The sequence below is a fragment of the Phycicoccus avicenniae genome, from assembly GCF_018139485.1.
Lineage (GTDB): Bacteria > Actinomycetota > Actinomycetes > Actinomycetales > Dermatophilaceae > Phycicoccus > Phycicoccus avicenniae.
The window spans coordinates 91,551-117,476 of sequence record NZ_JAGSNF010000021.1; the positions used below are offsets into that span (position 1 = coordinate 91,551).

General features: G+C 73.2%; 24 protein-coding genes. 8 read left to right on the forward strand and 16 right to left on the reverse strand.

Going from position 1 to position 25,926, the window contains the following annotated elements; all coding sequences use genetic code 11:
• Positions 1-3 precede the first annotated feature (3 nt).
• The 4 genes from KC207_RS14765 to gatC all read right to left on the reverse strand — a co-directional run bounded on the left by KC207_RS14765 (position 4) and on the right by gatC (position 4,454).
• Positions 4-534 carry a SixA phosphatase family protein gene (locus KC207_RS14765; protein ID WP_211604081.1) on the reverse strand — a complete coding sequence of 177 codons (531 nt, stop codon included), beginning with the start codon at positions 532-534 and terminating at the stop codon, positions 4-6.
• 530 nt (positions 535-1,064) lie between these two features.
• On the reverse strand, positions 1,065-2,591 hold the full coding sequence (gene gatB, locus KC207_RS14770) for an Asp-tRNA(Asn)/Glu-tRNA(Gln) amidotransferase subunit GatB (RefSeq protein ID WP_211604082.1): 1,527 nt from the start codon (positions 2,589-2,591) through the stop codon (positions 1,065-1,067).
• A complete protein-coding gene (gene gatA, locus KC207_RS14775) occupies positions 2,588-4,105 on the reverse strand; it encodes an Asp-tRNA(Asn)/Glu-tRNA(Gln) amidotransferase subunit GatA (RefSeq protein ID WP_211604083.1) in 1,518 nt (505 codons plus the stop codon). Before gatA ends, gatB begins: the two co-directional genes overlap by 4 nt.
• A gap of 52 nt (positions 4,106-4,157) precedes the next feature.
• Positions 4,158-4,454 (reverse strand): Asp-tRNA(Asn)/Glu-tRNA(Gln) amidotransferase subunit GatC, encoded by a 297-nt coding sequence (gene gatC / locus KC207_RS14780; RefSeq protein WP_211604084.1) that lies wholly within the window; start codon positions 4,452-4,454, stop codon positions 4,158-4,160.
• 61 nt (positions 4,455-4,515) lie between these two features.
• Between gatC and KC207_RS14785 the strand changes: the two genes are divergently transcribed.
• Entirely contained in the window at positions 4,516-5,184 is a 669-nt protein-coding gene (locus tag KC207_RS14785) for a trimeric intracellular cation channel family protein (RefSeq protein ID WP_249138765.1), read from the forward strand.
• A gap of 222 nt (positions 5,185-5,406) precedes the next feature.
• On the opposite strand, the gene KC207_RS14790 is transcribed toward KC207_RS14785, so the two are convergent.
• The 7 genes from KC207_RS14790 to KC207_RS14820 all read right to left on the reverse strand — a co-directional run bounded on the left by KC207_RS14790 (position 5,407) and on the right by KC207_RS14820 (position 13,822).
• On the reverse strand, positions 5,407-5,742 hold the full coding sequence (locus KC207_RS14790) for a hypothetical protein (RefSeq protein WP_211604086.1): 336 nt from the start codon (positions 5,740-5,742) through the stop codon (positions 5,407-5,409).
• Positions 5,743-5,795: 53 nt separating this feature from the next.
• On the reverse strand, positions 5,796-7,970 hold the full coding sequence (gene ligA / locus KC207_RS14795; protein ID WP_249138766.1) for an NAD-dependent DNA ligase LigA: 2,175 nt from the start codon (positions 7,968-7,970) through the stop codon (positions 5,796-5,798).
• 38 nt (positions 7,971-8,008) lie between these two features.
• Entirely contained in the window at positions 8,009-8,290 is a 282-nt protein-coding gene (locus tag KC207_RS14800; RefSeq protein WP_211604088.1) for a mycothiol transferase, read from the reverse strand.
• Between the two features lie 203 nt (positions 8,291-8,493).
• Entirely contained in the window at positions 8,494-10,680 is a 2,187-nt protein-coding gene (locus KC207_RS14805; RefSeq protein WP_211604089.1) for an alpha-galactosidase, read from the reverse strand.
• Between the two features lie 4 nt (positions 10,681-10,684).
• Entirely contained in the window at positions 10,685-11,614 is a 930-nt protein-coding gene (locus tag KC207_RS14810; RefSeq protein ID WP_211604090.1) for a carbohydrate ABC transporter permease, read from the reverse strand.
• On the reverse strand, positions 11,611-12,543 hold the full coding sequence (locus tag KC207_RS14815) for a carbohydrate ABC transporter permease (RefSeq protein ID WP_249138767.1): 933 nt from the start codon (positions 12,541-12,543) through the stop codon (positions 11,611-11,613). Before KC207_RS14815 ends, KC207_RS14810 begins: the two co-directional genes overlap by 4 nt.
• A gap of 16 nt (positions 12,544-12,559) precedes the next feature.
• Positions 12,560-13,822, reverse strand: a complete 1,263-nt coding sequence (locus KC207_RS14820; RefSeq protein ID WP_211604091.1) for an ABC transporter substrate-binding protein — start codon at positions 13,820-13,822, stop codon at positions 12,560-12,562.
• Between KC207_RS14820 and KC207_RS14825 the strand changes: the two genes are divergently transcribed.
• The 5 genes from KC207_RS14825 (at position 13,815) to KC207_RS14845 (ending at position 19,113) form a co-directional block, all read left to right on the forward strand.
• Positions 13,815-13,967 carry a hypothetical protein gene (locus KC207_RS14825; RefSeq protein ID WP_211604092.1) on the forward strand — a complete coding sequence of 51 codons (153 nt, stop codon included), beginning with the start codon at positions 13,815-13,817 and terminating at the stop codon, positions 13,965-13,967. The genes KC207_RS14820 and KC207_RS14825 overlap by 8 nt on opposite strands.
• A gap of 166 nt (positions 13,968-14,133) precedes the next feature.
• A complete protein-coding gene (locus tag KC207_RS14830) occupies positions 14,134-16,119 on the forward strand; it encodes a beta-galactosidase (protein WP_211604093.1) in 1,986 nt (661 codons plus the stop codon).
• Positions 16,116-16,934 (forward strand): DeoR/GlpR family DNA-binding transcription regulator, encoded by an 819-nt coding sequence (locus KC207_RS14835; RefSeq protein ID WP_367616053.1) that lies wholly within the window; start codon positions 16,116-16,118, stop codon positions 16,932-16,934. The genes KC207_RS14830 and KC207_RS14835 overlap by 4 nt, the downstream gene beginning before the upstream one ends.
• Before the next feature lie 164 nt (positions 16,935-17,098).
• On the forward strand, positions 17,099-18,589 hold the full coding sequence (locus KC207_RS14840) for a long-chain-fatty-acid--CoA ligase (protein WP_211604094.1): 1,491 nt from the start codon (positions 17,099-17,101) through the stop codon (positions 18,587-18,589).
• The gene (locus KC207_RS14845; protein ID WP_211604095.1) at positions 18,586-19,113 is read left to right on the forward strand and encodes a hypothetical protein; all 528 of its coding nucleotides are present in this window, start codon (positions 18,586-18,588) and stop codon (positions 19,111-19,113) included. Before KC207_RS14840 ends, KC207_RS14845 begins: the two co-directional genes overlap by 4 nt.
• Positions 19,114-19,146: 33 nt before the next feature.
• Here the strand turns inward: KC207_RS14845 and KC207_RS14850 are convergent, their stop codons facing one another.
• Both KC207_RS14850 and KC207_RS14855 read right to left on the reverse strand, forming a co-directional pair.
• Positions 19,147-20,190 (reverse strand): uroporphyrinogen decarboxylase/cobalamine-independent methonine synthase family protein, encoded by a 1,044-nt coding sequence (locus KC207_RS14850; protein WP_211604096.1) that lies wholly within the window; start codon positions 20,188-20,190, stop codon positions 19,147-19,149.
• Between the two features lie 25 nt (positions 20,191-20,215).
• The gene (locus KC207_RS14855; protein WP_211604097.1) at positions 20,216-21,190 is read right to left on the reverse strand and encodes a pirin family protein; all 975 of its coding nucleotides are present in this window, start codon (positions 21,188-21,190) and stop codon (positions 20,216-20,218) included.
• Positions 21,191-21,411: 221 nt separating this feature from the next.
• Here KC207_RS14855 and KC207_RS14860 point away from each other — a divergent pair, with 221 nt between their 5' ends.
• Positions 21,412-22,929, forward strand: a complete 1,518-nt coding sequence (locus KC207_RS14860; RefSeq protein WP_211604098.1) for a S8 family peptidase — start codon at positions 21,412-21,414, stop codon at positions 22,927-22,929.
• A 75-nt stretch (positions 22,930-23,004) separates the two neighbouring features.
• The gene (locus KC207_RS14865) at positions 23,005-23,199 is read left to right on the forward strand and encodes a hypothetical protein (RefSeq protein ID WP_211604099.1); all 195 of its coding nucleotides are present in this window, start codon (positions 23,005-23,007) and stop codon (positions 23,197-23,199) included.
• A gap of 4 nt (positions 23,200-23,203) precedes the next feature.
• On the opposite strand, the gene KC207_RS14870 is transcribed toward KC207_RS14865, so the two are convergent.
• The 3 genes from KC207_RS14870 to KC207_RS14880 are packed head-to-tail and all read right to left on the reverse strand — an operon-like array spanning position 23,204 to position 25,816.
• Positions 23,204-23,563: a TraR/DksA family transcriptional regulator gene (locus KC207_RS14870; RefSeq protein ID WP_249138768.1), complete on the reverse strand. Its 360-nt coding sequence runs from the start codon at positions 23,561-23,563 to the stop codon at positions 23,204-23,206.
• A complete protein-coding gene (gene mnmA, locus KC207_RS14875; RefSeq protein WP_211604100.1) occupies positions 23,553-24,635 on the reverse strand; it encodes a tRNA 2-thiouridine(34) synthase MnmA in 1,083 nt (360 codons plus the stop codon). Before mnmA ends, KC207_RS14870 begins: the two co-directional genes overlap by 11 nt.
• Positions 24,635-25,816, reverse strand: a complete 1,182-nt coding sequence (locus tag KC207_RS14880) for a cysteine desulfurase family protein (RefSeq protein ID WP_211604101.1) — start codon at positions 25,814-25,816, stop codon at positions 24,635-24,637. The genes mnmA and KC207_RS14880 overlap by 1 nt, the downstream gene beginning before the upstream one ends.
• Positions 25,817-25,926: the final 110 nt, after the last annotated feature.

A 25,926-nucleotide genomic window follows, 5' to 3' on the forward strand; every position in this document is an offset into this window, starting at 1 on the left:
CGGTCAGCCGTCGGCGCGGGCGACGTGGAAGCGCTCGAGCCGGGCGTCCCCGAACGCCAGCTCGCCCCAGCGGCCCGCGTAGTGCAGGACGGCGAGGCCGCACGTCGGGAAGCCCTCGGCGAGCAACCGGTGCCCCTCGTCGCTGCCCTCCCCGTCGGCCAGCAGCTCGGTGAGGGCCGGGATGCCCGGGGCGTGGCCGACGACCATGAGGACGTCGGCGTCGTCGTCGGCCTCCCGGATGACGTCGACGATGCCCTCGGCCGAGGCGTTGTAGATGCGCCGGTCGTGGTGCACCTCGCCCTCGCTGCAGCCGGCCTCCCACACCGCCTCGCACGTCTGCTTCGCCCGTTCGGCGGTCGAGCACAGGACCTCGTCGATGCCGATGCCGGTCCGGCACAGCCAGCGGCCCGCCTCCGCGGCGTCGCGGCGGCCGCGGGTCGTCAGCTCGCGGTCGTGGTCACCCCCCGGGTTCGACTCCTCCGTCTTCGCGTGCCGGAGCAGGACGAGGGTGCGGTCACGGGCTGCGCGGGTCATCCTCCATGATGCACCCCGTCGAGGGATCGCGTCAGCCCCTGCGCCGGGTCTCCGCAGCGGACGCGGGCGTCTCGGTGTCCCCGCCATCCGCGTCCCGGTCCGAGTTCGGAGCGACGAACCGAGCGATGCTCGTGGCTCCACCCGGCGGACCAGCCCGGCCCGACCGGCCAGCGCGCTCACGTCGACCACGAACGTCTCTCGAGACGTTCCGACCGATCTCGATGAGGCACAGAACGATCAGCGCCGACCACACGCCTCTGAGAGTGGTGTGAAGAAGCGAGTGCTCATCCCGAAAGAAGTAGAGCGGGTTGGTCACCAGAATGATCGTGATGGTCGGCGAGAGGTACGCCGTCAAACGCTCGCGTCCGCCCATCGCCTCATCCCCTCGTCAGAGCGGCCGTACGCCCACGCTGCCCGACCAATGTTCCCGATCCGGACCCTAGCTGCTGGACCTGCCCGAAGGCGCGAAGAAGCCCACTCCCGCGAGGACGGAGGTGACCGCTCGGCCGTGACCAGGCAGGCCCGCCTGGTCAGCCCTGACCGAGCCGCTCGAGGATGATCTGCCGGGCCGTGGCCGCGTCGGCCTGCCCGCGCATCTCCTTCATCACCTGGCCGATGAGCGCGCCGACGGCCTGGACCTTGCCGCCGCGGATCTTCTCCGCGACGTCGGGGTTCGCCGCGATGACGCTGTCGACCGCGGCCTCCAGCGCACCGGTGTCCTGGACGAGCTCGAGCCCGCGGGCGTCGGCGACCTCGGTCGGGGTGCCCTCGCCGTCGAGGACACCCTCCCAGGCCTGCCGGGCCATCGAGTCGTTGAGTCGGCCGCCGGTGACGAGTCCTTCAAGCTCGACGACCTGCGCCGGGGTGACCCCGAGGCGGGCGGCGTACGACGGCACGTCCTCGCCCTCGGTGTTCGCGCGGCGGGCGACCTCGCCGGACCACCACTTGCGGGCGGCCGCGGGCGAGGCCCCTGCGGCGACGGTCTCGCCGATGAGGTCCACGAGGCCCGCGTTCAGGACGTCGCGCATCTCGAGGTCGCTGTAGCCCCACTCGGCCTGGAGCCGCTTGCGCCGCTCCGCGGGCGGCTCGGGCAGGGTCGCCCGCAGCGCCTCGACGGTCTCCACCGACGGCGCGACCGGGACGAGGTCGGGCTCGGGGAAGTACCGGTAGTCCTCGGCGTCGGACTTGACCCGCCCGGAGGTCGTGATGCCGGTGTCCTCGTGCCAGTGTCGGGTCTCCTGGGTGATCGACCCGCCCCCGGACAGGACGGCGGCGTGCCGGCCCACCTCGTAGCGGACCGCCCGCTCGACCGAGCGCAGCGAGTTGACGTTCTTCGTCTCGGTGCGGGTGCCGAGGGCGCCGCTGCCCGACGGGGCGAGCGAGAGGTTGACGTCGCAGCGCATCGAGCCCTGCTCCATCTTCACGTCGGACACCTCGAGCGCCTTGAGCAGGTCGCGCAGGGCCGAGACGTATGCCTTCGCGACCTCGGGGGCCTTCTCGCGGGTGCCGAGGATCGGCTTCGTGACGATCTCGATGAGCGGGATGCCGGCGCGGTTGTAGTCGACGAGGCTGTGCGTCGCGCCGTGGATGCGACCGGTCGAGCCGCCGACGTGGAGCGACTTGCCGGTGTCCTCCTCCATGTGCGCCCGCTCGATCTCGACCCGGTGCACGCTGCCGTCCTCGAGCTCGACGTCGAGGTACCCGTCGAACGCGATCGGCTCGTCGTACTGCGAGGTCTGGAAGTTCTTCGGCATGTCCGGGTAGAAGTAGTTCTTCCGGGCGAACCGGCACCACGACGCGATCGAGCAGTTGAGGGCCAGACCGATCCGGATCGCCGACTCGACGGCGACGGCGTTGACGACGGGCAGCGCCCCCGGCAGGCCGAGGCACACCGGGCAGACCTGCGTGTTCGGCTCGGCGCCGAACTCCGTCGGGCAGCCGCAGAACATCTTCGTCGCGGTCCCGAGCTCGACGTGGACCTCGAGGCCCATCGCCGGGTCGTAGGCCGCGAGCGCCTCGTCGAACCCGAGCGTCCGCTCGCCGGTCGTCGTGCTCATCGGGTCACCTCGTCCATCTCGGGCGCGCGGTCCAGGAGGGGGCCTCCCCAGGCCGCCGTGAGCCGCGCCTCGAGCGCCGCGCCGACGCTGTAGAGGCGGTCGTCGGCCATCGCCGGGGCGAGGACCTGGAAGCCCGCGGGGAGCCCGTCCTCGTCGGCGAGACCGCTCGGCAGGGACAGGCCGGGGATGCCGGCGAGGTTCGCGGGGATCGTCGCGATGTCGTTGAGGTACATGGCCATCGGGTCGTCGAGCTTGTCGCCGAGCCGGAACGCCGTCGTCGGCGCGGTCGGGGTGACGAGGACGTCGGCGGACCCGAAGGCGCGCGTGAAGTCGTCGGCGATGAGCCGGCGGACCTTCTGCGCCGAGCCGTAGTACGCGTCGTAGTAGCCGCTGGAGAGGGCGTACGTGCCGAGGATGATCCGGCGCTTCACCTCGTCGCCGAAGCCCGCGTCCCGGGTGGCGGCCATGACCTGCTCGGCGCTCGGGGCGTCGACGCCGTCCGGGCTGACCCGCAGGCCGTACCGCATCGCGTCGAACTTCGCGAGGTTGCTGCTCGCCTCGCTCGGGAGGATGAGGTAGTACGCGGCGAGGGCGTAGGAGAACGACGGGCAGGAGACCTCGACGACCTCGGCGCCGGCGTCGACGAGGTGCTGGACGGCCTCGTCGAAGCGGGCCTGCACCCCGGGCTGGAAGCCCTCGCCGGTCAGCTCCTTGACGATGCCGATCCGCATCCCGGAGACGTCGGCCCGGCGGGCGGCCTCGACGACCGGCGGGACCGGCGCGTCGATCGAGGTCGAGTCCATCGGGTCGTGACCGCCGATGACCTCGTGGAGCAGGGCGGCGTCGAGGACGGTCCGGGTGCACGGGCCGGCCTGGTCGAGGGAGGAGGCGAGGGCGACGAGCCCGTAGCGGGACACCCCACCGTACGTCGGCTTGGTGCCGACGGTCCCGGTGACGGCCGCGGGCTGGCGGATCGACCCGCCGGTGTCGGTGCCGATCGCGAGCGGGGCCTGGAACGAGGCGACGACCGAGGACGACCCGCCGCCGGACCCGCCGGGGATGCGGTCGAGGTCCCACGGGTTGCGGCTCGGGCCGTAGGCGCTGTGCTCGGTCGAGGAGCCCATCGCAAACTCGTCCATGTTCGTCTTGCCGAGGATCGGCATGCCGGCCTCGCGCAGCCGGGCCACGAGCGTCGCGTCGTACGGCGGCACCCAGCCCTCGAGGATGCGCGAGCCGCACGTCGTCGGCAGCCCCTGGGTCGCCATGACGTCCTTGACGGCGATCGGCACCCCGGCGAGGGCGTGCAGCCCCTCCCCCGCGGCGCGGCGACGGTCGACGGCGTCGGCGGCGGCGAGCGCCCCCTCCTCGTCGACGTGGAGGTAGGAGTGCACGGCGCCGTCGACGGCGGCGGTGCGGTCCAGGAGCGCGCGGGTCACCTCGCGGGAGGACACCGAGCCGGCGGTCAGCAGGTCGGCGAGCTCGGCGGCGGTGGCGCGGGTCAGGTCGGTCGTCACGGGAGGTGTCCTCGGGAGATGCGGGAGCGAGCGGCGGCGGGGGCGGCCGCGGTCACTCTTCGTCCAGGATGCGGGGGACGCTGAAGCGCTGCTGCTCGGCGTCGGGGGCGCCGGCGAGGGCCGCGTCCGGGCTCAGGCTCGGACGGACGACGTCCGGGCGGGTCACGTTGACGAGGGGCATCGGGTGGCTCATCGGCTCGACGCCGTCGGTCGGGGCCTGCTGCACGGTCGCCACCGACTCGAGGATGACCCCGAGCTCGCCGACCATCCGGTCGAGCTCGGCCTCGGAGAGGTCGATGCGGGCGAGCCCGGCGAGGTGGGCGACGTCGTCACGGGTCAGGTCGGCCATGGCGGCCAGTGTATGGGTGACCGACGGGCGGCCCGGACCGGCGTCCTGCCATGATCCTCGCGTGCTCACCGACACCGCGACGCTGCAGGTCGTCCTCGACGTGTGCGGGGTCTTCGTCTTCGCGCTGTCCGGGGCGCTCGTCGCGGTGCGGCGGGGTCTCGACCTCTTCGGGATCATGGTCCTCGCGTGGGTCGCGGGGCTCGGCGGTGGCATCATCCGCGACGTCCTCCTCGGCCTCACTCCCCCGGTCGGGGTGCGCGACTGGCGGCTGCTCGCGGCCGCCCTGCTCGCTGGGACGCTCGTCTTCCTCTTCTACGGGCGCTGGTCCGTCATCACCGAGCGCGCCCCGGAGGCCCGGCCACGCCGGCTCGCGACGCGCGCCGTCCGCTGGCTCGACGCCGCGGGCCTCGCCCTGTTCGCCGTGAGCGGCGCGATCGTCGCGCTGAACGTCGACGCCGGGCCGCTCGCGGCGACGATCATCGGCGGGATCACCGCGACCGGGGGCGGGCTCCTGCGCGACCTGCTCGCCCGGCAGGTGCCGGAGGTGCTCCAGCGCGAGCTCTACGCGCTGCCGGCGCTCGCGGGGGCGGCCTTCGTCGTCCTGCTCGACCACCTGGACCTGCTGTCGACCGTGACGGTGTGGCTCGCGGTGGCGCTGGTCTTCGGCATCCGGGTGCTCGCCGTGACGCTCGACCTCAACGCCCCCCGGGCGCTGCGCACCCCGACCTGACCGCCGCCACCACGCTTCGCGAGCCGACTCGGCGCGTGCGAGCCTGCACCGCGCTCTCGGGCCGTCCGTGCGATCGCGGGCCGACACTGCGCTCGCGGGCCGGTCGTGCGCTCGCAGGCCGGTCGTGCGCTCGCGAGCCGTCGGAAGCAGGCTCGTGGGCACGGAGGCGGCTCGCGGCCGGACCGGGGACACATCCTGGGGGCTGCTCCGGAACGACGGGCATCAGACGAGCCCGGCGATCTCGACGACGACGACGGGGTAGACGAGCAGCCCGAGGACGACGACCGTCCAGGCACCGCGGCGGACCGCGAGACCGGCCGAGGTCCGACGCTCCGGCGCCGGGGCGCGGAACGGTGCAAGGCCGCGAGCCCTCGTCATCGCCGTCCAGCGGCCGTCGTCCCGCTGCTCGAAGGCCGCCCAGGCGTCCCCCGCCCGTCGGGCTCGTCGGAGCCCGCCGACGTAGGGGACGGCGAACACGAGGAACGCCGCCCCGAAGAGGACGAGCGAGAGCAGATCCGCGACGAGGAGGGCCTTTCCACCCTCGGCGGCGTGCGTCATGGTCGAGTCCTTTCCCCCGGACGTACCGCCACGACCCCACACAGCGCGGCCGGTCAGTCGGGGCTGCCGGTCTCGAGCAGCCGGGTGAAACCGGCCTCGTCGAGGATCGGGAGCCCGAGCTCGCGGGCCTTGGTCTCCTTGCTGCCGGCGTTCTCGCCGACGACGACGTAGTCGGTCTTCTTCGACACCGAGCCGGACGCCTTGCCGCCGCGGGCGAGGATCGCCTCCTTCGCCGAGTCGCGGGACCACCCCTCGAGGGAGCCGGTGACGACGACGGTCCTGCCCTCGAGCGTCCGGTCGACGGACGCGTCGCGCTCGTCCTCCATCCGCACCCCGTCGGCGGCCCACCGCTCGACGATCCGCACGTGCCAGTCCGACCCCTCGTCGTCGAACCACGAACGCACGGACTCGGCGATGACGGGGCCGACGCCCTCGGTCGCCGCGAGGTCCTCGGTGCTCGCCGACCGGATCGCGTCCATCGACCCGAAGTGCTGGGCGAGCGCGCGGGCGGCCGTCGGGCCGACGTGCCGGACCGACAGCGAGACGAGCACCCGCCACAACGGCTGCTTCTTGACCGCCTCGAGGTGGTCGACGAGCCGCTGCCCGTTGGCCGACAGGACCCGTCCGTCGACGATGCCGGGAGCGGGGACGCCGTCGGGGTGCTTGGCCTCCTTGGTCGTCGGGTTGCGCGTGTAGAGCGGGACGCGGGCGATGTCGGCGGCGGTGAGCGAGAAGAGCATCGACTCGCTCGGGCCCCCGAGCTCGGGGTCGTCGAGAACGCCGGAGTCCAGGAGCGCGACCGCGCCCTCCCAGCCGAGGGCGTCGATGTCGAAGCCGCCCCGACCCGCGAGCGAGAAGAGCCGCTCACGCAGCTGGCTCGGGCAGCTGCGGGTGTTGGGACAACGGATGTCCTTGTCGCCCTCGCGGACCTCGACGAGCCCGGCGCCGCAGGAAGGGCAGACCGTCGGCATCTTCCACCGGCGCAGCCCCTTCGGGCGCAGCTCGACGACCGGCGCGAGGATCTCGGGAATGACGTCGCCGGCCTTGCGCAGGACGACCGTGTCGCCGGGGCGGACGTCCTTGCGGGCGACCTCGTGCTTGTTGTGCAGCGTCGCCATCGACACCGTCGACCCGGCGACCGTCACCGGCTCCATGACCCCGAACGGGGTGACCCGGCCGGTCCGGCCGACGTTGACCTCGATCCGCAGGAGCTTCGTGTTGACCTCTTCCGGCGGGTACTTGTAGGCCATCGCCCACCGGGGCGCCCGGCTCGTCGAGCCCAGCTGACGCTGCACGGGGATCTCGTCGACCTTGACGACGACGCCGTCGATCTCGTGCTCGACGCTGTGCCGGTTCTCGCCGTAGCCGTCGACGAAGGCCTGGACCTCCTCGATCGTGTCGAGGACCCGGTAGTGCTCGCTCGTCGGCAGCCCCCAGCCGTGGAGCAGCTCGTAGGCCTGGGACTGGCGGGTGATGTCGAAGCCCTCCCGGGCGCCGATGCCGTGGACGAGCATGCGCAGTGGCCGGGTCGCGGTGACCTTCGGGCTCTTCTGGCGCAGTGACCCGGCGGCGGCGTTGCGCGGGTTGGCGAACGGGGGCTTTCCCTGCTCGACGAGGCGCGCGTTGAGGTCGACGAAGGCCTCGAGCGGGAAGAAGACCTCGCCGCGGATCTCGACGAGGGCCGGCACGTCGTCGCCGGCGAGCGCGGTCGGCACCCCGTCGATGGTCCGGACGTTGAGCGTCACGTCCTCCCCCGTGCGGCCGTCCCCCCGGGTGAGCGCCCGCGTGAGCCGGCCGTCCTCGTAGAGGAGGTTGACGGCGAGCCCGTCGATCTTCAGCTCGCAGAGGTAGTGCACGCTCGCTCCCCCGGCGTCCCGCTCGACCCGGGCCGCCCACGCCGCGAGCTCCTCGGCAGTGAACGCGTTGTCGAGGCTGAGCATCCGCTCGAGGTGGTCGACGGCGGTGAAGTCGGTGGAGAACACGGCCCCGCCGACCCGCTGGGTGGGGCTGTCCGGGGAACGCAGCGAGGGGTGGGCCGCCTCGAGGTCCTGGAGGCGGCGGATCATCCGGTCGTACTCGCCGTCGCTGACCGTCGGGGCGTCCTTGACGTGGTAGGCGAACTGGTGGGCGCCGGCCTCCTCGGCGAGCTGCTTCCACTCGCGCCGGACCTCGTCGGGGACGGCGTCGCCGGGCTCGTCGGCGACCGGGTCGGTGGGGGTCTCGCTCACGGCCTCATCCTGCCGCACGGCACCGACAGCGGGAGGGCTCAGGACCCCGACGTCGTCCCCCCGCGGGCGAGCAGGACGTCACGGGTCACCTCGAGCTGGCCGAGGTGCTGGGCGAGCTCCTCGTACACGTGGAGGAGGACGTCGCCCTGGGTGGCGTACCAGATGTCGAGATCGTCGACGGGCGGGTTCGCCGGCGGGGCGTCCGGCGCCGAGGCCCGGACGTCCTCGTGGAGACGGGCCCGGGCCGCCTCGAGCAGGGCGAGCGCCTCGGCGACCGTGCCGGTCGCGGTGAACTCGGCGTCCCGGTCCCGCGGCACCACCAGGCCCCGGTTCGTCGTGCGCCCCAGAAGCCCATGACGCCGCACACGTGGGCGACGAGGACGTACGCGCTGTTGCTGCCCCGTAGGTCCTCGAGCCGCGCGGACACGAGCTCGTCGCCGAGCTCGTGGCAGATGCGCGCGTACCCGTCGAGGGCCTCGTCGCAGTAGCGCAGCAGCACCTCGGGGGTCACCATGCCCCGACGCTAGTCCGCGACCGCCTCGGCGAGGTAGACGACGGCCTGCTCGGGGAACGTCGGCGCCGCAACCAGCCCGGCGACCGCGAGGGCGCGGCCGGCGAGGACGACACCCGGCGCGTTGCCGTCCGGTCCCGGGTCGCCCCACCAGGCTGGTCGCTTGAGACCCGCGGGGTTGGAGGGGTTGACCGGACGGACCCGGTAGCGGCGGTCGGGGTCGAGGCCCGGGAGCCGCAGCCGGCCGAGCGCACCGGTCGTGGGCCGGCGCACCGTCGCGACGGAGTAGAGGGCCTTGGACCCGTCCGGCGCGACGACCCCGCCGACGACGACGGAGTCGTCCGGGTGGTCGACCCGGACGACGGTGCCGCCGTGCAGGACGTCGCGGTGCTCCTTGTGCAGCGCGATCCAGGCGGCGAGCTCCTCCCGGTCCTCCGGCGAGGCCTCCCGCAGGTCCCACTCGAGCCCCAGGTGGCCGAAGACCGCCGTGGCCGCCCGGAAGCCGAGGTCGTGCCGGCGCCCCGTCGTGTGCGAGCGCTCGCTCGCGACGTGGGCGCCGACCATCTCGGGCGGGACGAGCTGGGTCGTCCACCGTTGGATGACCTGCCGGTCGAGCGGGTCGATGCAGTCCGAGGCCCACACCCGCTCGGTGCGCTGGAGCACCTCGAGGTCGACCCGTGCACCGCCCGAGGAGCACGACTCGATCTCGACGCCGGGGTGCCGGGCGCGCAGCTCGTCGAGGAGCCGGTAGACCGCGAGGGTCTGCGCGTGCACTCCCGGCAGCCCGGTGCGCGCGTCCCCGGCCTCGACGAGGTCGCGGTTGTGGTCCCACTTGACGTACGAGACGTCGTACTCGGCGAGGACCGCCGAGACGGCGTCGCGGACGTACGCGTAGCACTCGGGGATCCCGAGGTCGAGCACCTGCTGGGTGCGCGACTCCTCGGGGAGCCGTCCGGCCGTCGGTGCCATGACCCACTCGGGGTGGGCCCGGGCGACGTCGGAGTCGAGGTTGACCATCTCGGGCTCGAACCACAGCCCGAACTGCATCCCGAGCCCGGTCACGTGGTCGACGAGCGGGTGCAGCCCGTCCGGCCAGACGTCCGGTGACACGATCCAGTCGCCGAGCCCGGCGGTGTCGTCGCGGCGCCCGCCGAACCAGCCGTCGTCGAGGACGAAGCGCTCGACCCCGATGGCGGCGGCGACGTCGGCGAGCTCGACGAGCGGCTCGAGCCGGTGGTCGAAGTACACCGCCTCCCACACGTTGAGCGTGACGGGGCGGACCGACGTCGGGTGCTGCGGCCGCGAGCGCAGCCACGTGTGGAACCGGGAGGCGACGGCGTCGAGCCCGACCCCGTACGCGCCGTAGCTCCACGGGGTGGCGTACCGCTCCCCCGGCGCGAGGACGACCTCGCCGGGCAGGAGGAGCTCGCCGCCGGAGAGGACCTGCTCGCCGGACGCCGTTCGCTCGGCGGCGTGGACGTGGTTCCCGCTCCACGCGACGTGCAGGCTCCACACCTCCCCGCGGTCGAAGGAGAAGCCGGGCTCGCCGACGTGCAGGACGGTCGCCGCGTCGGGCCCGGTGCGGCCCCGGCGGCTCTCCCGCAGGTGCGTCCCGACGGTGAGCGCGCGACGCTGCGGGACCCGCTCCAGGGCCCAGCGGCCGGCGAGGTCGAGGACCTCGCGCGCCGCCGTCGGCACCGGCAGGGCCGTCGCGAGCCCGTGGACGGCGTAGTCGTCGTCGCCGTGGTTGACGACCTCGGCCGCGACCCGCAGCAGCCCACCGACGAGGAGCTCGACCCGCAGGAGCAGCCCGAGCCCGGCCTCGACGTCCTGTGCCTCGACCTCGACGAGCGCCGTCCCGGCGTCGGTGAGCGGCCCGGTGACCTCCGCGCCGTCGACCCGCACCCCGGTCACCTCGAACCGGGGCGACCAGTCCCGCCCGCCCCGGCTGCCGAGCAGGCCGGGACGCCCCGCCCAGCCCGTCCACGTCTCGGGGACGAGGGCGAGCCGGAGCGCAACGTCGACGGCGTTGTTGAGCACCGGGGAGACCCCGGCCGTGCGCAGGTCCGCGACGGCGTCGGCGTCGAGCGGGCCGAGGTCGGCGCCCCAGTGCAGGAGCGTCGGCAGGCAGCCGCCGTCGACGTCGAGCACGACGGAGACACCGCCGGACCGGAGGTGGACCGAGGTCTGGAGCGGCACGCGGTCAGCCCTTCGTCGAGCCGAGCGTCAGCCCGGACACGAACTGCTTCTGGAGGACGAAGAACACGATGATGACCGGCAGCGCGACGATGACCGACCCCGCGGCGACGAGGTTGGTGTCGGCGAAGAACTGCCCGCGCAGGTTGTTGAGCGCGCTCGTCACCGGGAACTTGTCGCCCCGCGAGATGAGCACCGTGGCCCAGAAGAACTCGTTGTAGATCCACGTCGTCTGGAGCGTGGCGAGCGCTGCGAGCGCCGGCCGCACGAGCGGCATCGTCAGCTGCCAGTACTGCCGCCACACGCTCGCGCCGTCGAGCTCTGCCGACTCGTAGATGTCGTGCGGGATCGTCTTCATGTAGTTGCTGAGGACGAACGCGCAGAACCCCATCTGGAACGCCGTGTTGACCAGGACGAGGGCCGTGAAGCTGTTGAGCATCGTCCCGGTGTCGCTGAGGAACGACGGCAGCGGGATGTCCCGGAACATCCGGAAGACGGGGATGAGCAGCGCCTGCGGCGGCAGGAGGTTCGCGGCGAGGAACACCCCGAGGAGGGTGAGGTTGAAGCGGTACGAGAAGCGGGCGAGCACGAAGGCCACGAGCGAGGACAGGAACAGCGTGAGCAGCACGGCCGGGACCGTGATGTAGAGCGAGTTGAGCAGGGTTCGGCTGAACTGCCCGCGGGTCCAGGCCTCCTCGTAGTTGCCGAGGGTCCACCCGCCGAAGGACAGGTAGCCGTTCGCCTGCGTGTAGGAGTAGTCGCGGAAGGAGTTGTAGACCGCCCACAGCAGGGGGAAGAGCCAGACGAAGGCCAGCACGGCCATGACGACGGTGGCGATCGTCCCCCGCTTGCGGTTGAGGACCCCCGTCCCGCCGGCGTGCTTGTTCGTGGGCGGGGTCTCCGGCTCGACCGGGGCGGGGGCGGTGTTCGTGCTCACTTCTCCTCCTGGTCCTGGGTGAAGACGATGCGCAGGTAGACCGTGATGAACACCGAGGAGATGACCATCATGATGACCGCCAGCGCGGACCCGAAGCCGAAGCGGGTCGCCTCGCCGATGACGTTCTGCGAGACCAGGGCCGAGATCAGCTCGAGCCCGTTGCGGCCCTTGTTGACGATCCAGACGAGGTCGAAGGCGCGCAGCGACTCGATGACGACGATGACGAGGACGATGAGGTTGATGGGCCGCATCACCGGGAAGATGATGTTGAAGAAGGTCTTCACCTCGTTCGCCCCGTCGACGGCCGCCGCCTCGCGCAGCGAGCCGTCGACGCCCTTCAGCCCGGCGAGGTAGATGAGCATGATGTAGCCGGTGTGCCGCCACGCCGTCGCGACGAGCACCGCCCACAGGTTGATGTCCGGGTCCCCGTACCAGTCGATGCGGGTGCCGAAGACCTCGTTGATGAGGCCCTGGTCGGTCGAGTAGAAGAGCTGCCAGATGAACCCGACGAGGGCGAGCGACAGCACGACCGGCAGGTAGAACGCCGTCTGGTAGAACCGGCTGCCCCGCATCTCCCGGTCGAGCACGACGGCGAGCAGCATGCCGAGCACGGTCGGGAAGACGAAGAGGAAGACCAGCCAGATGAGGTTGTGCTGGATGGCCGGCCAGAACGGCGGGTAGATCGTCGTGATGTCCCGGTAGTTCTGGGTGCCGACCCACTCGATGTTCTCCAGGCGGAAGCCGTTCCACCGGGTGAAGGAGAGGCCGACCGACGCCAGGGCCGGGAGCCAGACGAGCCAGACGACGAGGGCCGTCGGCACCGCGATCATCGTCGCGATGACGAGCCGGTCCTTCGTGCTGCGCCGGCGCGGCTTCCTCCTCGTCGTCCTGGCGTCGTCCTTCGTGGGCTGTGCGGTGTCGACCGACACGGGGGCCTCCCGGGGGTCAGCTCGTGCCGAGGATGGACTGGGCCTGCTGCTGGATCGACGTCGTGATCTCGTCGATCCGGTCCGGGGTCCGGATGAAGTCCTGGAGCGCGGCCGTGATGACCGTGTTCGCGAGGTCGGCGTTGGTGTCGCGGTCGAGGAACTGGGCGATCGAGGACGCCTGCTGGACGACCTCCGCCGACTTCTTCTGCAGCGCGCCGTAGGCCTCGGTGCTCGCGTTCGAGTTGGCCGCGATCATCGGGGCGTCGGCCTCGCTGTTCGCGGCGTCGGCGGCCTCGGCGGTGCCGAGGAACTGGAGGAACGCCTTCGCGGCGGCCTGGTTGTCCGAGCCGGCGGCGACGCAGAAGCCGTCGATGGGGGCGTCGAGCGCGTCGTTGCCGATCGTGTCGTCCAGGGCCGGGAAGGTGAAGAAGTCGAGGTCGTCCGCGACGTCGGCGACGCCGTCGACGACGAACGTGCCGAGCAGGTACATCCCGCAGTCGCCGTTGGCCATCGAGGTCGCGGCCTCCTGCCACGTCCGGCCGAGGGCGTTCTGCTGGTGGTAGGGCAGCAGCTGCGCCCACCGCTCGAAGACCTGGCGGACCTCGGGGCTGTCCCACGCCTGCTCGCCCTTGGTGAGCTGCATGTGGAAGTCGTAGCCGTTGAGCCGCATGTTGAGGATGTCGAAGGTGCCCATCGGCGCCCAGGCGTCCTTGGCCGCGAACGCGAACGGCGTGATGCCCTTGCCGTCCATGTCCTGGAGCAGGGCGTCGAAGTCGTCGGCGGACTCGGGGGCGGTCCAGCCGTTCTCCTCGAAGACCGACTTGCGGTAGAAGACGGCCCACGGGTAGTAGCCGGCCGGCATGAAGTACTGGTTGCCGTCGGGCGCCGTCGACGCCTGCTGGAACGCCTCACCCATGCCGTCGACCGGCCACAGGTCGCTGACGTCGGAGATGAGCCCGTTTTCGGCGAACTGGGACATCCGGTAGCCGGCGAACCACGTGAAGACGTCGTCCGGGGTGCCCTGGAGGTAGGTGTTGATGCTCTCCTGGAACGTGTTGTGGTCGACGGCGTTGAGGGTCACCTCGACGCCCTGCGCGGCGGCGTAGGCGTTCGCCATCGCCTCGTTGCGCTGGAAGGCCGGGCCGGAGCCGCGGGCCTCGTTGACCCCGAAGCGGACCGCTCCCGGCTCGGCCGAGGCGCCGGAGCCGGAGGAGTCGCCACCGCCGCAGCCACCGAGGAGGGCCGCGCCGCCGAGCCCGAGACCCGACGCGATGAGCATGTTCCGCCTGGTCCACCCCCTCGTGGCGGCGAACGAGGCCGGGATGGTGGTGCTGGGGGTGGGGCGGCTGCCGGACATGGGCTCCTCCTGGGTGCGCACGGCGCTGTACGGACGGCCGGTCGTGCGCTCATCGGACGATCCGTAAAGCAACACAACCGAACAGGTTCGCTCACTATTGGCGATGGACCCGCCAAAATCAAGCCCTGTTCCGCGGCGAATCGATCACGAATCCATCACGAGCGCACGCCGTGCCGTTCGAATCCGGTGGTTTCTGTTGACTTTTGCCGCCGTCATGGCAAAGGGTGTCGTCCATGACCTCTCCTCGATGGCCGCGGATCGGCTACGGCGGCGACTACAACCCCGAGCAGTGGCCCCGTGAGGTCTGGGACGAGGACATCCGTCTCATGACGGAGGCGGGCGTCGACCTCGTCACCGTCGGCGTCTTCTCCTGGGCCCGGCTCGAGCCCCGCCCCGGTGAGTACGACACCGAGTGGCTGGACGACGTGCTGGACCGGCTGCACGCCGCCGGCATCTCCGTGGACCTCGCGACGGCGACCGCCTCTCCCCCGCCGTGGCTCTCCCGGGCGCACCCGGAGTCGCTGCCGGTCACCGCCGACGGCACCACGCTGTGGCCCGGTGGCCGCCAGGCGTACTGCCCCAGCTCCCCCGTCTTCCGCGAGCGGGCCGCCGCGCTCACCCGGATGATGGCCGAGCGTTACGGCTCGCACCCCGCCGTCGTCCTGTGGCACGTGAGCAACGAGATCGGCTGCCACAACGCGCTCTGCTACTGCGACGTCTCCGCCGCCGCCTTCCGGGACTGGCTGCGTGCCCGGTACGGCACCCTCGAGGCGCTCAACGACGCGTGGGGCACCGCGTTCTGGTCCCAGCACTACGCGGAGTGGGACGAGGTGCTGCCGCCGCGCTCGGCCCCCGCCTTCCCCAACCCGACGCAGCAGCTGGACTTCCGCCGGTTCTCCTCCGACGAGCTGCTCGGGGTCTACCGCAACGAGCGCGCCGTGCTCGACGAGGTCTGCCCCGACGTGCCGGTGACGACGAACTTCATGGTCATGGCGCACACGAAGGAGATGGACTACTTCTCCTGGGCCGACGACCTCGACGTCGTCTCCAACGACCACTACCTCGAGGCGGCCCGGCCGGAGAACCACCGCGAGCTCGCCTTCTCCTCCGACCTGGTACGCGGCGTCGCCAGGGGCGAGCCGTGGATCCTCATGGAGCAGTCCAGCAGCGCCGTCAACTGGCAGCCGCGCAACGTCGCCAAGCGTCCCGGCGAGCTGCTGCGGGTCAGCCTGTCGCACGTCGCCCGCGGCGCCGACGCCGTCCTGTTCTTCCAGTGGCGGGCCTCGCGGGCGGGCGCCGAGAAGTACCACTCGGCGCTGCTCCCCCACGCCGGCACCGACTCCCGGCTCTGGCGCGAGGTCGTCGAGCTGGGCGCCGTGCTGCGCTCGGTCGGCGAGGTCGCGGGCAGCGGGGCGGACAACCGGGTCGCCGTCCTCTACGACTGGAACGCGTGGTGGGCCTGCGAGCTCGACAGCCACCCGTCCGTCGACGTCCGGTACCGGGCGATGGCCGAGGCCGTCCACGCCGGCCTGTCCGACCTCGGCGTCGGCATCGACGTCGTCCACCCCGACCACGACCTCGAGTCCTACGACGTCGTCGTCGTCCCGACGCTCTACCTCGTCGGCGACGGGCTCGCCGAGCGGCTCGAGGCGCTCGCCCGGCGGGGCGCGCAGGTCCTCGTCACGTACTTCAGCGGCATCGTCGACGAGCACGACCACGTCCGGCTCGGCGGCTACCCCGGTGCCTTCCGCGACCTCCTCGGCGTCCGCGCGACGGAGTTCACGCCGCTGCTCGAGGCGCAGGAGGTCCGGCTCGGCTCCGGTGCCACCGGCACGGTCTGGGCCGAGGACCTCGAGGCGACCGACGCCGAGGTGCTCGACCACTTCACCGACGGCCCCGTCCCCGGCGGCCCGGCGCTCACCCGGCGTGCGGTCGGCGACGGGCACGCCTGGTACCTCGCGACCTTCCTCGACGCCGACCCGCTGCGCGACCTCCTCGCCCGCGTCGTCGACGCCGCCGGGGTGGCCCGCGCCGAGGAGCCCCACCCGGGGGTCGAGGTGGTGCGGCGGGTGGCCGAGGACGGCCGCCGCTGGGCCTTCGTCCTCAACCACCGCGACGAGCCGGCGACGGTCGCCGTCTCCGGCCACGACCTCGTCACGGGCGCCGACGTCACCGACGTCTCGCTCCCGGCCGGTGGTGTCGCCGTGGTCCGGGAGTGACGGTGCTCGCCGCCCAGCGCCAGGCGCTCATCGTCGCCGCCCTCGACCGCGACGGCGTCGTGCGGGTCAGCGACCTCGCGGAGGAGCTCGGCGTCTCCGACATGACGGTCCGCCGTGACCTCACGACGCTCCAGGACGAGGGGATGCTCGTCAAGGTCCACGGTGGGGCGCGGGTGATGAACCAGCTCTCGACCGCCGAGCCGAGCTTCGCCGTGAAGTCGCGCCGCAGCCTGCCGCAGAAGGAGGCGATCGCCGCCGCGGCCGCCGACCTCGTCCGCCCGGGCGACGCCATCGCGATCTCGGCGGGCACGACGACGCTGGCGCTGGCCCGTCACCTCACCCAGGTGCCGTACCTCACCGTCGTGACGAACTCGGTGTGGGTCGCCAACGTGCTCGCCGACGACGGCCACGAGTCGACGACCGTCCTCCTCACCGGGGGCCAGCGCACCCCCTCGCACGCCCTCGTCGGCCCGCTCGCCGTCGCGGCGCTGCGCTCCTTCCACCTCGACCGCTGCTTCCTCGGCGTCCACGGGATCCACCCGGAGAAGGGGTTCACGACCCCCAACCTCCTCGAGGCCGAGACGAACCGGACGATGATCGCGGCGGCCGGCGGGCTCGTCGTCGTCACGGACTCGAGCAAGTGGGACGTCGTCGGGCTCAGCTCGATGGCCACCCTCGAGCAGGCCGAGACCGTCGTCACCGACTCCGGGCTGCCGGGCGAGGCGCGGGAGGTCCTCGAGGGGGCTGTCGGCCGGCTGCACGTCGTCGAGACCGGCACCCACACCGTCGACGACTCGGCCGGCGCCGGCGGCTGACCCGGGTGCGCCGGGGGCCGACCGCGGTGACCGCTGGCGGCCCCGCACCCGCGCAGGCGCATCCGTCGCGCGCACGGCCGACGACACCCGCCCCCGGCTCTGGCGTCCCGGCGCCGGACGGGCGAGGATGGGGGTCCGTCACCGCAGCCGGACAGGAGTCCTCGATGACCAACCTCGCGACGAACCTCACGACCACCGCGACCGAGCAGCCCGAGCAGGACGCCCTGCGGGTCAGCGGTCAGGGGGTCACGTACGCCCAGCTGCACGGGATGGCCGCCAAGGTCGCCGGCACGCTGCGCGCCGAGGGGGTGCAGCCGGGTGACCGCGTCGCCGTCATCCTCCCGAACGTCCCGAGCTTCCCCGTCGTCTACTGGGGCATCCTCCTCGCCGGCGGTGTCGTCGTCCCGATGAACCCGCTGCTCAAGGCCGGCGAGATCGACTACTTCTTCTCCGACTCCGGCGCCAAGATCGCCTTCGTCTGGCCGGACTTCGTCGACGAGGCGACGAAGGGGGCGCAGAACAGCGGCACCCGGGTCGTGACGACCGGCGCGATGGGCCCGGAGGACTTCGAGGGCGGCGAGCCGATCGCCGACCCGACCTCCCGCGAGGACGACGAGACGGCGATCATCCTCTACACCTCCGGCACGACGGGCCGCCCCAAGGGTGCGGAGCTCACCCACAGCAACATCCACCTCAACGCGATGCGCTCGGCGCATGTCATCCAGCAGATGACCGCCGAGGACGTCGTGATGGGGTGCCTGCCGCTCTTCCACGTCTTCGGGCTCGTCGTCGGCCTCAACGCCGCGACGATCGCCGGGGCCTCCCTCGCGCTCATCCCCCGCTTCGACCCCGAGGCGGCCGTCGAGGTCATCGAGAAGGAGCGGGTGACGATCATGCAGGGTGTGCCGACGATGTACGCCGCGATCCTCAACCACCCGAGCTCGGACGGGATGGACGCCTCGTCGCTGCGCACCTGCGCCTCCGGCGGCTCGGCGATGCCGCTCGAGGTGATGAAGGCGTTCGAGGAGAAGTTCGGCTGCGTCATCCTCGAGGGCTACGGCCTGTCCGAGACCTCGCCCGTCGCCTCCTTCAACATGCCCGACCGCGAGCGCAAGCCCGGCACGATCGGCCTGGCCATCCCGGGCTGCGAGATGCGCTGCGTCGACGAGGACGGCGCCGAGGTGCCGGTCGGCGAGGTCGGCGAGATCGCGATCCGCGGCGACAACGTCATGAAGGGCTACTGGAACAAGCCGGAGGCGACCGCCGAGGCCATCCCGGACGGCTGGTTCCGCACCGGCGACCTCGCGACGATGGACGACGAGGGCTACTTCACGATCGTCGACCGCAAGAAGGACATGATCCTGCGCGGTGGGATGAACGTGTACCCCCGGGAGGTCGAGGAGGTCATCTACCAGCACCCCGACGTCCTCGAGGTGGCCGTCGTCGGGATGCCGGACGACCTGCTCGGTGAGCAGGTCGGGGCGGCCGTCGCGCTGCGCGAGGGCTCGAGCGCCACGCCGGAGGACGTCATCGCGTTCACGAAGGAGCGGATCGCCGCCTACAAGTACCCGCGCAAGGTCTGGGTCGTCGACACGCTGCCCAAGGGCCCGACGGGCAAGATCCTCCGGCGCGAGGTCAGCGCCCCGACCGGATGAGCGAGCAGGACCTCCGTCCCCGGCTCGACGCCCGCGCGGCGCGGCAGGTCACCGTCGCCGACGTCTGGCGCGCCGTCGGCATCGGTTTCTCGCTCGTGTGGACGACGGTCCTCGCCCTCGTCGTCACGTTCTGGGTCCGGGTCGTCTTCTTCCCCCGGCCGGGCGACGAGGTCGCGCTGTGGAACGACGTCGTCCTCGCCCCGGTGGCCCTCGTCGCGGCGGTCCTCGCGGGGTGGACGCTCGTCGGGGTCTGGCGCCTGCTGCTGCGGCGGCCCGGCGGCTTCGACCCGCTCGTCGTGCTGGGCGCCTTCGCCATCGCCGTGGCGCTGCTCGTGTGGGCGCCGGGGCGCTTCATCGACGGGCTCGACGCGGCGCCGCGCGAGGGCGTCCTCGCCCTCGGCGTGCTCGGCGTCGTCTCGGTGGCGGCCGGGATGCTCGCGCAGCGGTCCTGGCGGCGGGCGGCGGCGGTCGTGGACCCGGTGCCACCCGACGCGTGGGAGCCGGCCGACGACGACGTCGTCTGACGGCCCGACGCGGCACCGGGCGTGCGGTGCCGGTCAGGCGTGGGCGTCGTCGGTGAGCCGTCGGGCGGCCTCGACGCTCGCCCGTTGCACGTCCCGCGCGAGGGACGTCCCGGCCCCCGCGAGCCCGCACGCCGGGGAGACCGCGAGCCCGCGGACCTCGCCGAGCTCCAGCCCGGCCCGACCGAGCGCCTCCCGCACCCGGTCCCGGGCCGCGCCACCGTCCGCCGGACCGTCGGTCGCGAGGACCCCCGCGACGACGCCGATCCCGGCGTCGAGGGTGGCGGCGACCGACTCCCAGCGGGTCGGTGACGCGTCGACGAGGTCGAGGGCGAGTGCCGAGGCGCCGACACCCCGCAGGAGCGGGAGCGGGGCCCGCGGGTGACAGCTGTGCAGGACGGTGGGGCCGTCGAGCGCCGCGAGGAGGTCGCGCAGCCCCGACGCGACGACCTGCGGGTCGACCGCGCGGACCCGCCCGTACCCGGACGCCGTCGGCAGGCTGCCCTCGAGGACGGCGGGTAGCGAGGGCTCGTCGACCTGGACGGTGACCTCCGCCCCGGGGACGAGGCGTCGCACGTCCGCGACGTAGGCGAGGACGCCCTCGGCCAGCGAGGCCCGCAGGTCGGCGGTCGCGCCGCGGTCGGTGACGACCCGCTCGCCGCGGGTCAGCTCGAGGCCGGCCGCGAGGGTCCACGGACCACACACCTGGACCTTGAGGGGGCCGGTGTACCCGTCGTAGGCCTCCGCGAGCTCGTCGAGGTCCTCGCGGTGCAGGGACGCGGTCCGCCCCGCGTCCCGCCCGGGACGGTCGACGAGCCGCCACCCGGACGGCTGGACGTCGACCGGGAGGTCGACGAGCATCCCCGCCGCGCGACCGACCATGTCGGCGCCGGGACCGCGGGCGGGCGTCTCCGGCAGGTAGGGCAGGCCGAGGCGGTCGCCGTCGACGAGGAGGTCCCGGACGGTGCGGACGGCCTCGCGGACCGAGCGTCCCGGCCAGGAGCCGACGCCGGTGGCCCGCACGACGGCGGGCCCGTCGGCGGGCGCACCGGTGGGGGTGGCGGCGGGGTCGGGGCTCATCCCGCCATCCTCGCGCACGCCCGGGTCAGAGGACGTCGTGCCCCGGGTGCGGCTCGCTCGGGATGGTGCCGAGGCGACCGGCCTGGAAGTCCTCGAACGCCGTGACGAGCTCGTCGCGGGTGTTCATGACGAAGGGCCCGTAGGCGGCGATGGGCTCGCGGATGGGGCGCCCGCCGAGGATGTAGAGGTCCAGGCTCGGGCTGCGCGACTCCTGCGACTCGTCCGCACCGACCTCGACGACGTCGCCGCCGCCGAGCACGGCGAGCTGACCCGTACGGAGCGCCCGCCGGTCGGGACCGACCGTGCCACGTCCGTTGAGCGCGTAGACGAGAGCGTTGTAGCCGGGGTTCCACGGCAGCCGCACCCGGGCACCGGGCGCCACGGTCACGTGGAGGACGGTGATCGGGGTGTGCGTGATCCCGGGCCCCTCGTGGCCGTCGAGCTCGCCGGCGATGACCCGCACGAGGGCGCCACCGTCCGGGCTCGAGAGGAGCTGGACGTCGTTGCCACGGATGTCCTGGTACCGCGGCGGGGACATCTTCTGCGCCCGCGGCAGGTTGACCCACAGCTGGAGGCCGTGGAAGAGCCCACCGCTCACGACGAGCTCCTCCGGCGGCACCTCGATGTGGAGCAGGCCGGAGCCGGCGGTCATCCACTGGGTGTCGCCGTTCGTGATCGTGCCGCCACCGCCGTGGCTGTCGCGGTGCTCGAAGGTGCCGTCGATGATGTAGGTGACGGTCTCGAAGCCGCGGTGCGGGTGCCAGGCGGTGCCCTTCGGCTCGCCCGGGGCGTACTCGACCTCGCCCATCTGGTCCATGTGGATGAACGGGTCGAGGGCCGCGAGGTCGACGCCGGCGAAGGCGCGACGGACGGGGAAGCCCTCCCCCTCGAAGCCCTGCGGGGCGGTCGTCACGGACCGCACCGGGCGCGGGACCGCGGTGGACAGCGGCTCGGAGACCCGCGGGAGGGTCAGGACGTTCTCGACGGTGACGGCAGGCATGGTGCTCACGCTCCTCGGTGGTCGTCCTCCGGGTCGGAGGTACCGGGTCCAACGATAGTTGACGATTCAACATTCCACGACCGGACGGGTCGATGCGGGCGACCGAGACGGGTCCCGCGCGACGGGTCCGCTCCTCCGGTTGCCGACCGGCCCGACGTCCCTGAGGGTGTCCCTGTCCGGCTCACCCTGCCGGACGACCAGCACATCGGATGGGAGACCCCGTGACAACCCGTGCATCCCGCACCCGCCTCCTCGGCGTCAGCGCCGTCGCCGCCCTCGCGGCGGCCGGCGTCGCCGGAGGCAGCGCCGCCGCCGCCCCGGCGACCGCCTCGACCGGCAGCTCGGCGACCACCGTCGCCGACGGCGAGGGCAGCTTCCTCGTCCTCGCCCCGCAGGGCAAGGGCACCTCGAAGGCCCGCGACCGCGTCGCGGCGGCCGGCGGCACCGTCGTCGCCGACTACGCGCGGATCGGCGTCCTCGTCGCCCGCTCCACGGACGCCGGCTTCGCCGAGCGCGTGCGCGGCGCCGGTGTCGAGTCCGTCGCCTCGACCGCCGGTCTCGGCACCCTCCTCGACGAGGAGTCGACGACGTCCGTCGACGCGGCCGACGTCGCGGCGGCGACCGGCGACCCGACGGGCGAGCCCCTGTACTCACTCCAGTGGGACATGGACGCGATCGACGTCCCCGAGGCGCACGCCGTGACGACCGGCGACGCGGACGTCACCGTCGGCATCCTCGACAGCGGGATCTCGAGCTCGCACCCCGACCTGCGGGACCAGATCGCCTACGACCAGAGCGTCTCGTGCATCGGTGGCGTGCAGGACACCGCCGAGGCCGCGTGGAACCCCACGACCTCCGACCACGGCACCCACGTCGCCGGCACCGTCGCGGCGGGCCTGAACGGTGTCGGCGTCACGGGCGTCGCGCCGGGCGTCAAGGTCGCGGCCGTCAAGGTCGTCACCGACGAGGGCTACATCTTCCCCGAGGCCGCGGTCTGCGGGTTCATGTGGGCCGCGGAGCACGGCATGGAGGTGACGAACAACAGCTACTACATCGACCCGTGGCAGTTCAACTGCCGCAACGACGAGCGCCAGCGCCCGGTGTGGCAGGCCGTCCAGCGGGCGATCCGCTACTCCTCCCAGCAGGGCGTCCTCAACGTCGCGTCCGCCGGCAACGCCAACGTCGACCTCCAGCACACGTTCATCGACTCCGGCAGCCCGAACGACGGCAGCGCCCCGGTCGAGGACCGCACGATCAACGGCGCGTGCGTCGTCCTGCCGGGCCAGGCCCCCGGCGTCGTGACCGTCTCCGCGACGGGCCCGACCCAGCAGAAGTCGTACTTCTCCTCCTACGGCCAGGGCCAGGTCGACGTCACCGCCCCCGGCGGCGACGCCCGGTTCCGCTCCGGCGGCGCCACCTCGAACGCCGCCGACGCGATCCTGTCGACGACGTACAACCCCGCCACCGGCGCGAACGGCTACGGATACAAGCAGGGCACGTCGATGTCGAGCCCGCACGCCGCCGGCGTCGCGGCGCTCGCGATCTCGGCGCACCCGCGGCTCACCCCGAACGCGCTCGCGTCCTTCCTCGAGCGCACGGCGACGCCGCTGCCGTGCCCGGACGGCGTCTACAACCCGACGCCCGCGCTCGGTGACACCTACGAGGCGACGTGCACCGGTGGGGCCCGCAACGGGTTCTACGGTGCCGGTGAGGTCAACGCCCTCGCCGCCGTCGACTGAGGTCCCCACGGCCGAGGCCGGTCGGTGCCGCGCGCGCCGGCCGGCCCCGGCCGTGTCCGCGACTAGGGTGAGGCGATGACCCGCACCGTCGCCGTCGTCCTCGGAGTCCTGCTCGTCCTCGTCGGCCTGCTGTGGACCGGCCAGGGACTCGGCCTCGTCGGGGGCAGCCCGATGACCGGGGTGACCCTCTGGGCCGTCGTCGGGCCGCTCGTCGCGCTCGTCGGCCTCGGCCTCGCCCTGCGCGGCGGACGGGGGCGCGGGCCCTCCTGACCGGTCAGCGACGCGCGGCGTGCTCGACGCACGTCGTCGCCGTCGGACGGGCCTCGAGCCGCCCGTCGGGGATCGACCGGCCGCAGACCTCGCACGTCCCGTACCCGCCGTCGACGACCCGGCGCACGGCGGCCCGGACCTCGGCCAGCCGCTCCTGCGTCTCGGCGGTCACCGCGGCGAGCTGGGAGCGCTCGAACGCGATCGTCTGGCCCTCGGGGTCGTGCTCGTCGTCGGCGTTGTCGCCGCGTGAGGACTCGACGAGCCGTGCCATCTGCGCCTCGAGGTCGGCGAGGGTCCGGCGCAGCCGTTCCTCCTCGGCCCGCAGCGCGTCGCCCGGGTCCGTCCCGGCACCCTCAGGCGGCACGGCCGGCGTCGGTGATCGTCGCGGAGCCGACGACCCGGGGGCCGTCGTACAGCACGACCGACTGTCCCGGGGCGACGCCGCGGACGCGCGCGTCGAGCCGCACGGTGACGGTGTCGCCGTCAACCGACGCGGTCGCGGGCGTCTCCTCGCCGTGGGCGCGGACCTGGGCCCCGAGCCGTACCTCGCCGACCGGCGGCGGCCCGCACCAGCGCAGATGGCGCCCCGTGACGAGGTCGACGCCGAGCAGGTCGGCGGTCCCGATGACGACCCGGTTGCGGGGAGCGTCGACCTCGACGACGTAGCGGGGCTCGCCGTCGAGGCGCGAGCGGTCGACGCCGAGCCCGCGCCGCTGCCCGACGGTGAAGCCGTAGGCCCCCTCGTGCTCGCCGACGACCTCGCCGGAGACCGCGTCGACGAGCTCGCCGGGGCGGGTCCCGAGGCGGCGCGCGAGGTACCCGCGGGTGTCGCCGTCGGCGACGAAGCAGATGTCGTGGCTGTCGGGCTTCCTCGCGACGGAGAAGCCGCGCTCGGCGGCCTCGGCCCGCACCCCGTCCTTCGGGGTGTCCCCGAGCGGGAAGAAGGACCGGGCCAGCTGGTCGGCGTCGAGCACCCCGAGCACGTAGGACTGGTCCTTCGCCGGGTCGACGGCGCGGTGCAGCTCGCGGCCGGTCGGGCCGTCGACGACCTGCGCGTAGTGCCCCGTCGCGACGGCGTCGAACCCGAGGGCCAGCGCCTTGTCGAGCAGCGCCGCGAACTTGATCTTCTCGTTGCACCGCAGGCACGGGTTCGGGGTGCGCCCCGCCTCGTACTCGGCGACGAAGTCCTCGACGACGTCCCGCTCGAAGCGCTGCGCCATGTCCCAGACGTAGAACGGGATGCCGAGCCGGTCGGCGACCCGGCGGGCGTCGCCGGCGTCCTCGACGGTGCAGCAGCCGCGGGCGGACTCACGCAGCGTCGCGGCCGAGCGGGACAACGCGAGGTGCACGCCGACGACCTCGTGCCCGGCGTCGAGCATCCGCCCGGCGGCGACCGCCGAGTCGACCCCGCCGGACATCGCGGCGACGACCCGCATCAGGCCACCCCGCCCGCCCGTCGGGCCCGGTCGACGACACCCGGCAGGGCTGCGAGGACGGCGTCGACGTCGGCGTCGGACGAGGTGTGCCCCAGCGAGAGCCGCAGCGCGCCGCGGGCCTGCGCCTCGGAGTAGCCCATGGCGAGCAGGACGTGGCTCGGCTGCGGCACGCCGGCCTGGCACGCCGACCCCGTGCTGCACTCGACCCCCGCGGCGTCGAGCAGGTACAGCAGCGAGTCGCCCTCGCAGCCGGGCACGAGGAGGTGGGCGTTGCCGGGCAGCCTGCCCGCCGCGTCCCCCGCGTGCCAGCACCCGCTGACCGTGATGCCGAGGCCGAGGCCGAGCGCCCCCTCGACGAGCCGGTCCCGCAGCGCGAGGACCCGCTTGGCCTCGACGTCGCGGTGCTCGACGGTGTGCTCGAGCGCGACGGCGAAGGCGTGGATGCCGGCGGCGTCGAGGGTGCCGCTGCGCACCTGCCGCTCCTGGCCGCCGCCGTGCAGCTGCGGGACGAGACGCGCGTCGCGCCGGGCGACGAGCGCGCCGACCCCCACCGGGCCGCCGACCTTGTGGGCGCTGAGCGTCATGAGGTCCGCGCCGCTGTCGTCGAAGCGGACGGGCAGGTGGCCGAGGGCCTGGACCGCGTCGGTGTGGAAGACGACGCCGTGCTCCCGCGCGACGGCGGCGAGCTCCGCGACCGGCTGCACCGTCCCGACCTCGTTGTTGGCCCACATGACCGTCGCGAGCGCGACGTCGTCGGACCCGGCGAGCACGCCGCGCAGGTCCTCGACGCCGATGTGGCCACAGCGGTCCGGCTCGAGCCAGGACACCCGGGCGCCGTCGTGCTCGACGAGGAACTCGACGGGGTCGAGGACCGCGTGGTGCTCGATCCCGCTGGAGACGATCCGTGAGCGGCCGGGCTCGGAGTCTCGCACCGCGGACCACGCGCCCTTGACGGCGAGGTTGTCGGCCTCGGTGCCGCCGGAGGTGAAGACGACCTCGGAGGGCCGGGCACCGATCGCGGCCCCGATCCGCTCGCGCGACTCCTCGACGACCTTGCGTGCGGCACGGCCCGAGGTGTGCAGCGAGGACGGGTTGCCGACGCGCCCGCTCGTCCCGACGAAGGCCTCGAGCGCCGCGGGCAGCATCGGCGTCGTCGCCGCGTGGTCGAGGTAGTGCGTCACGGTGACCGAGTCTACGGTTCGGGGTCCCCCTCTCCGGCCCGCCGGGTCGGCCCGCGGACGCAGAAGGGGCGACCGGGTCCGGTCGCCCCTTCATCGTCCGCGCGAGCGCG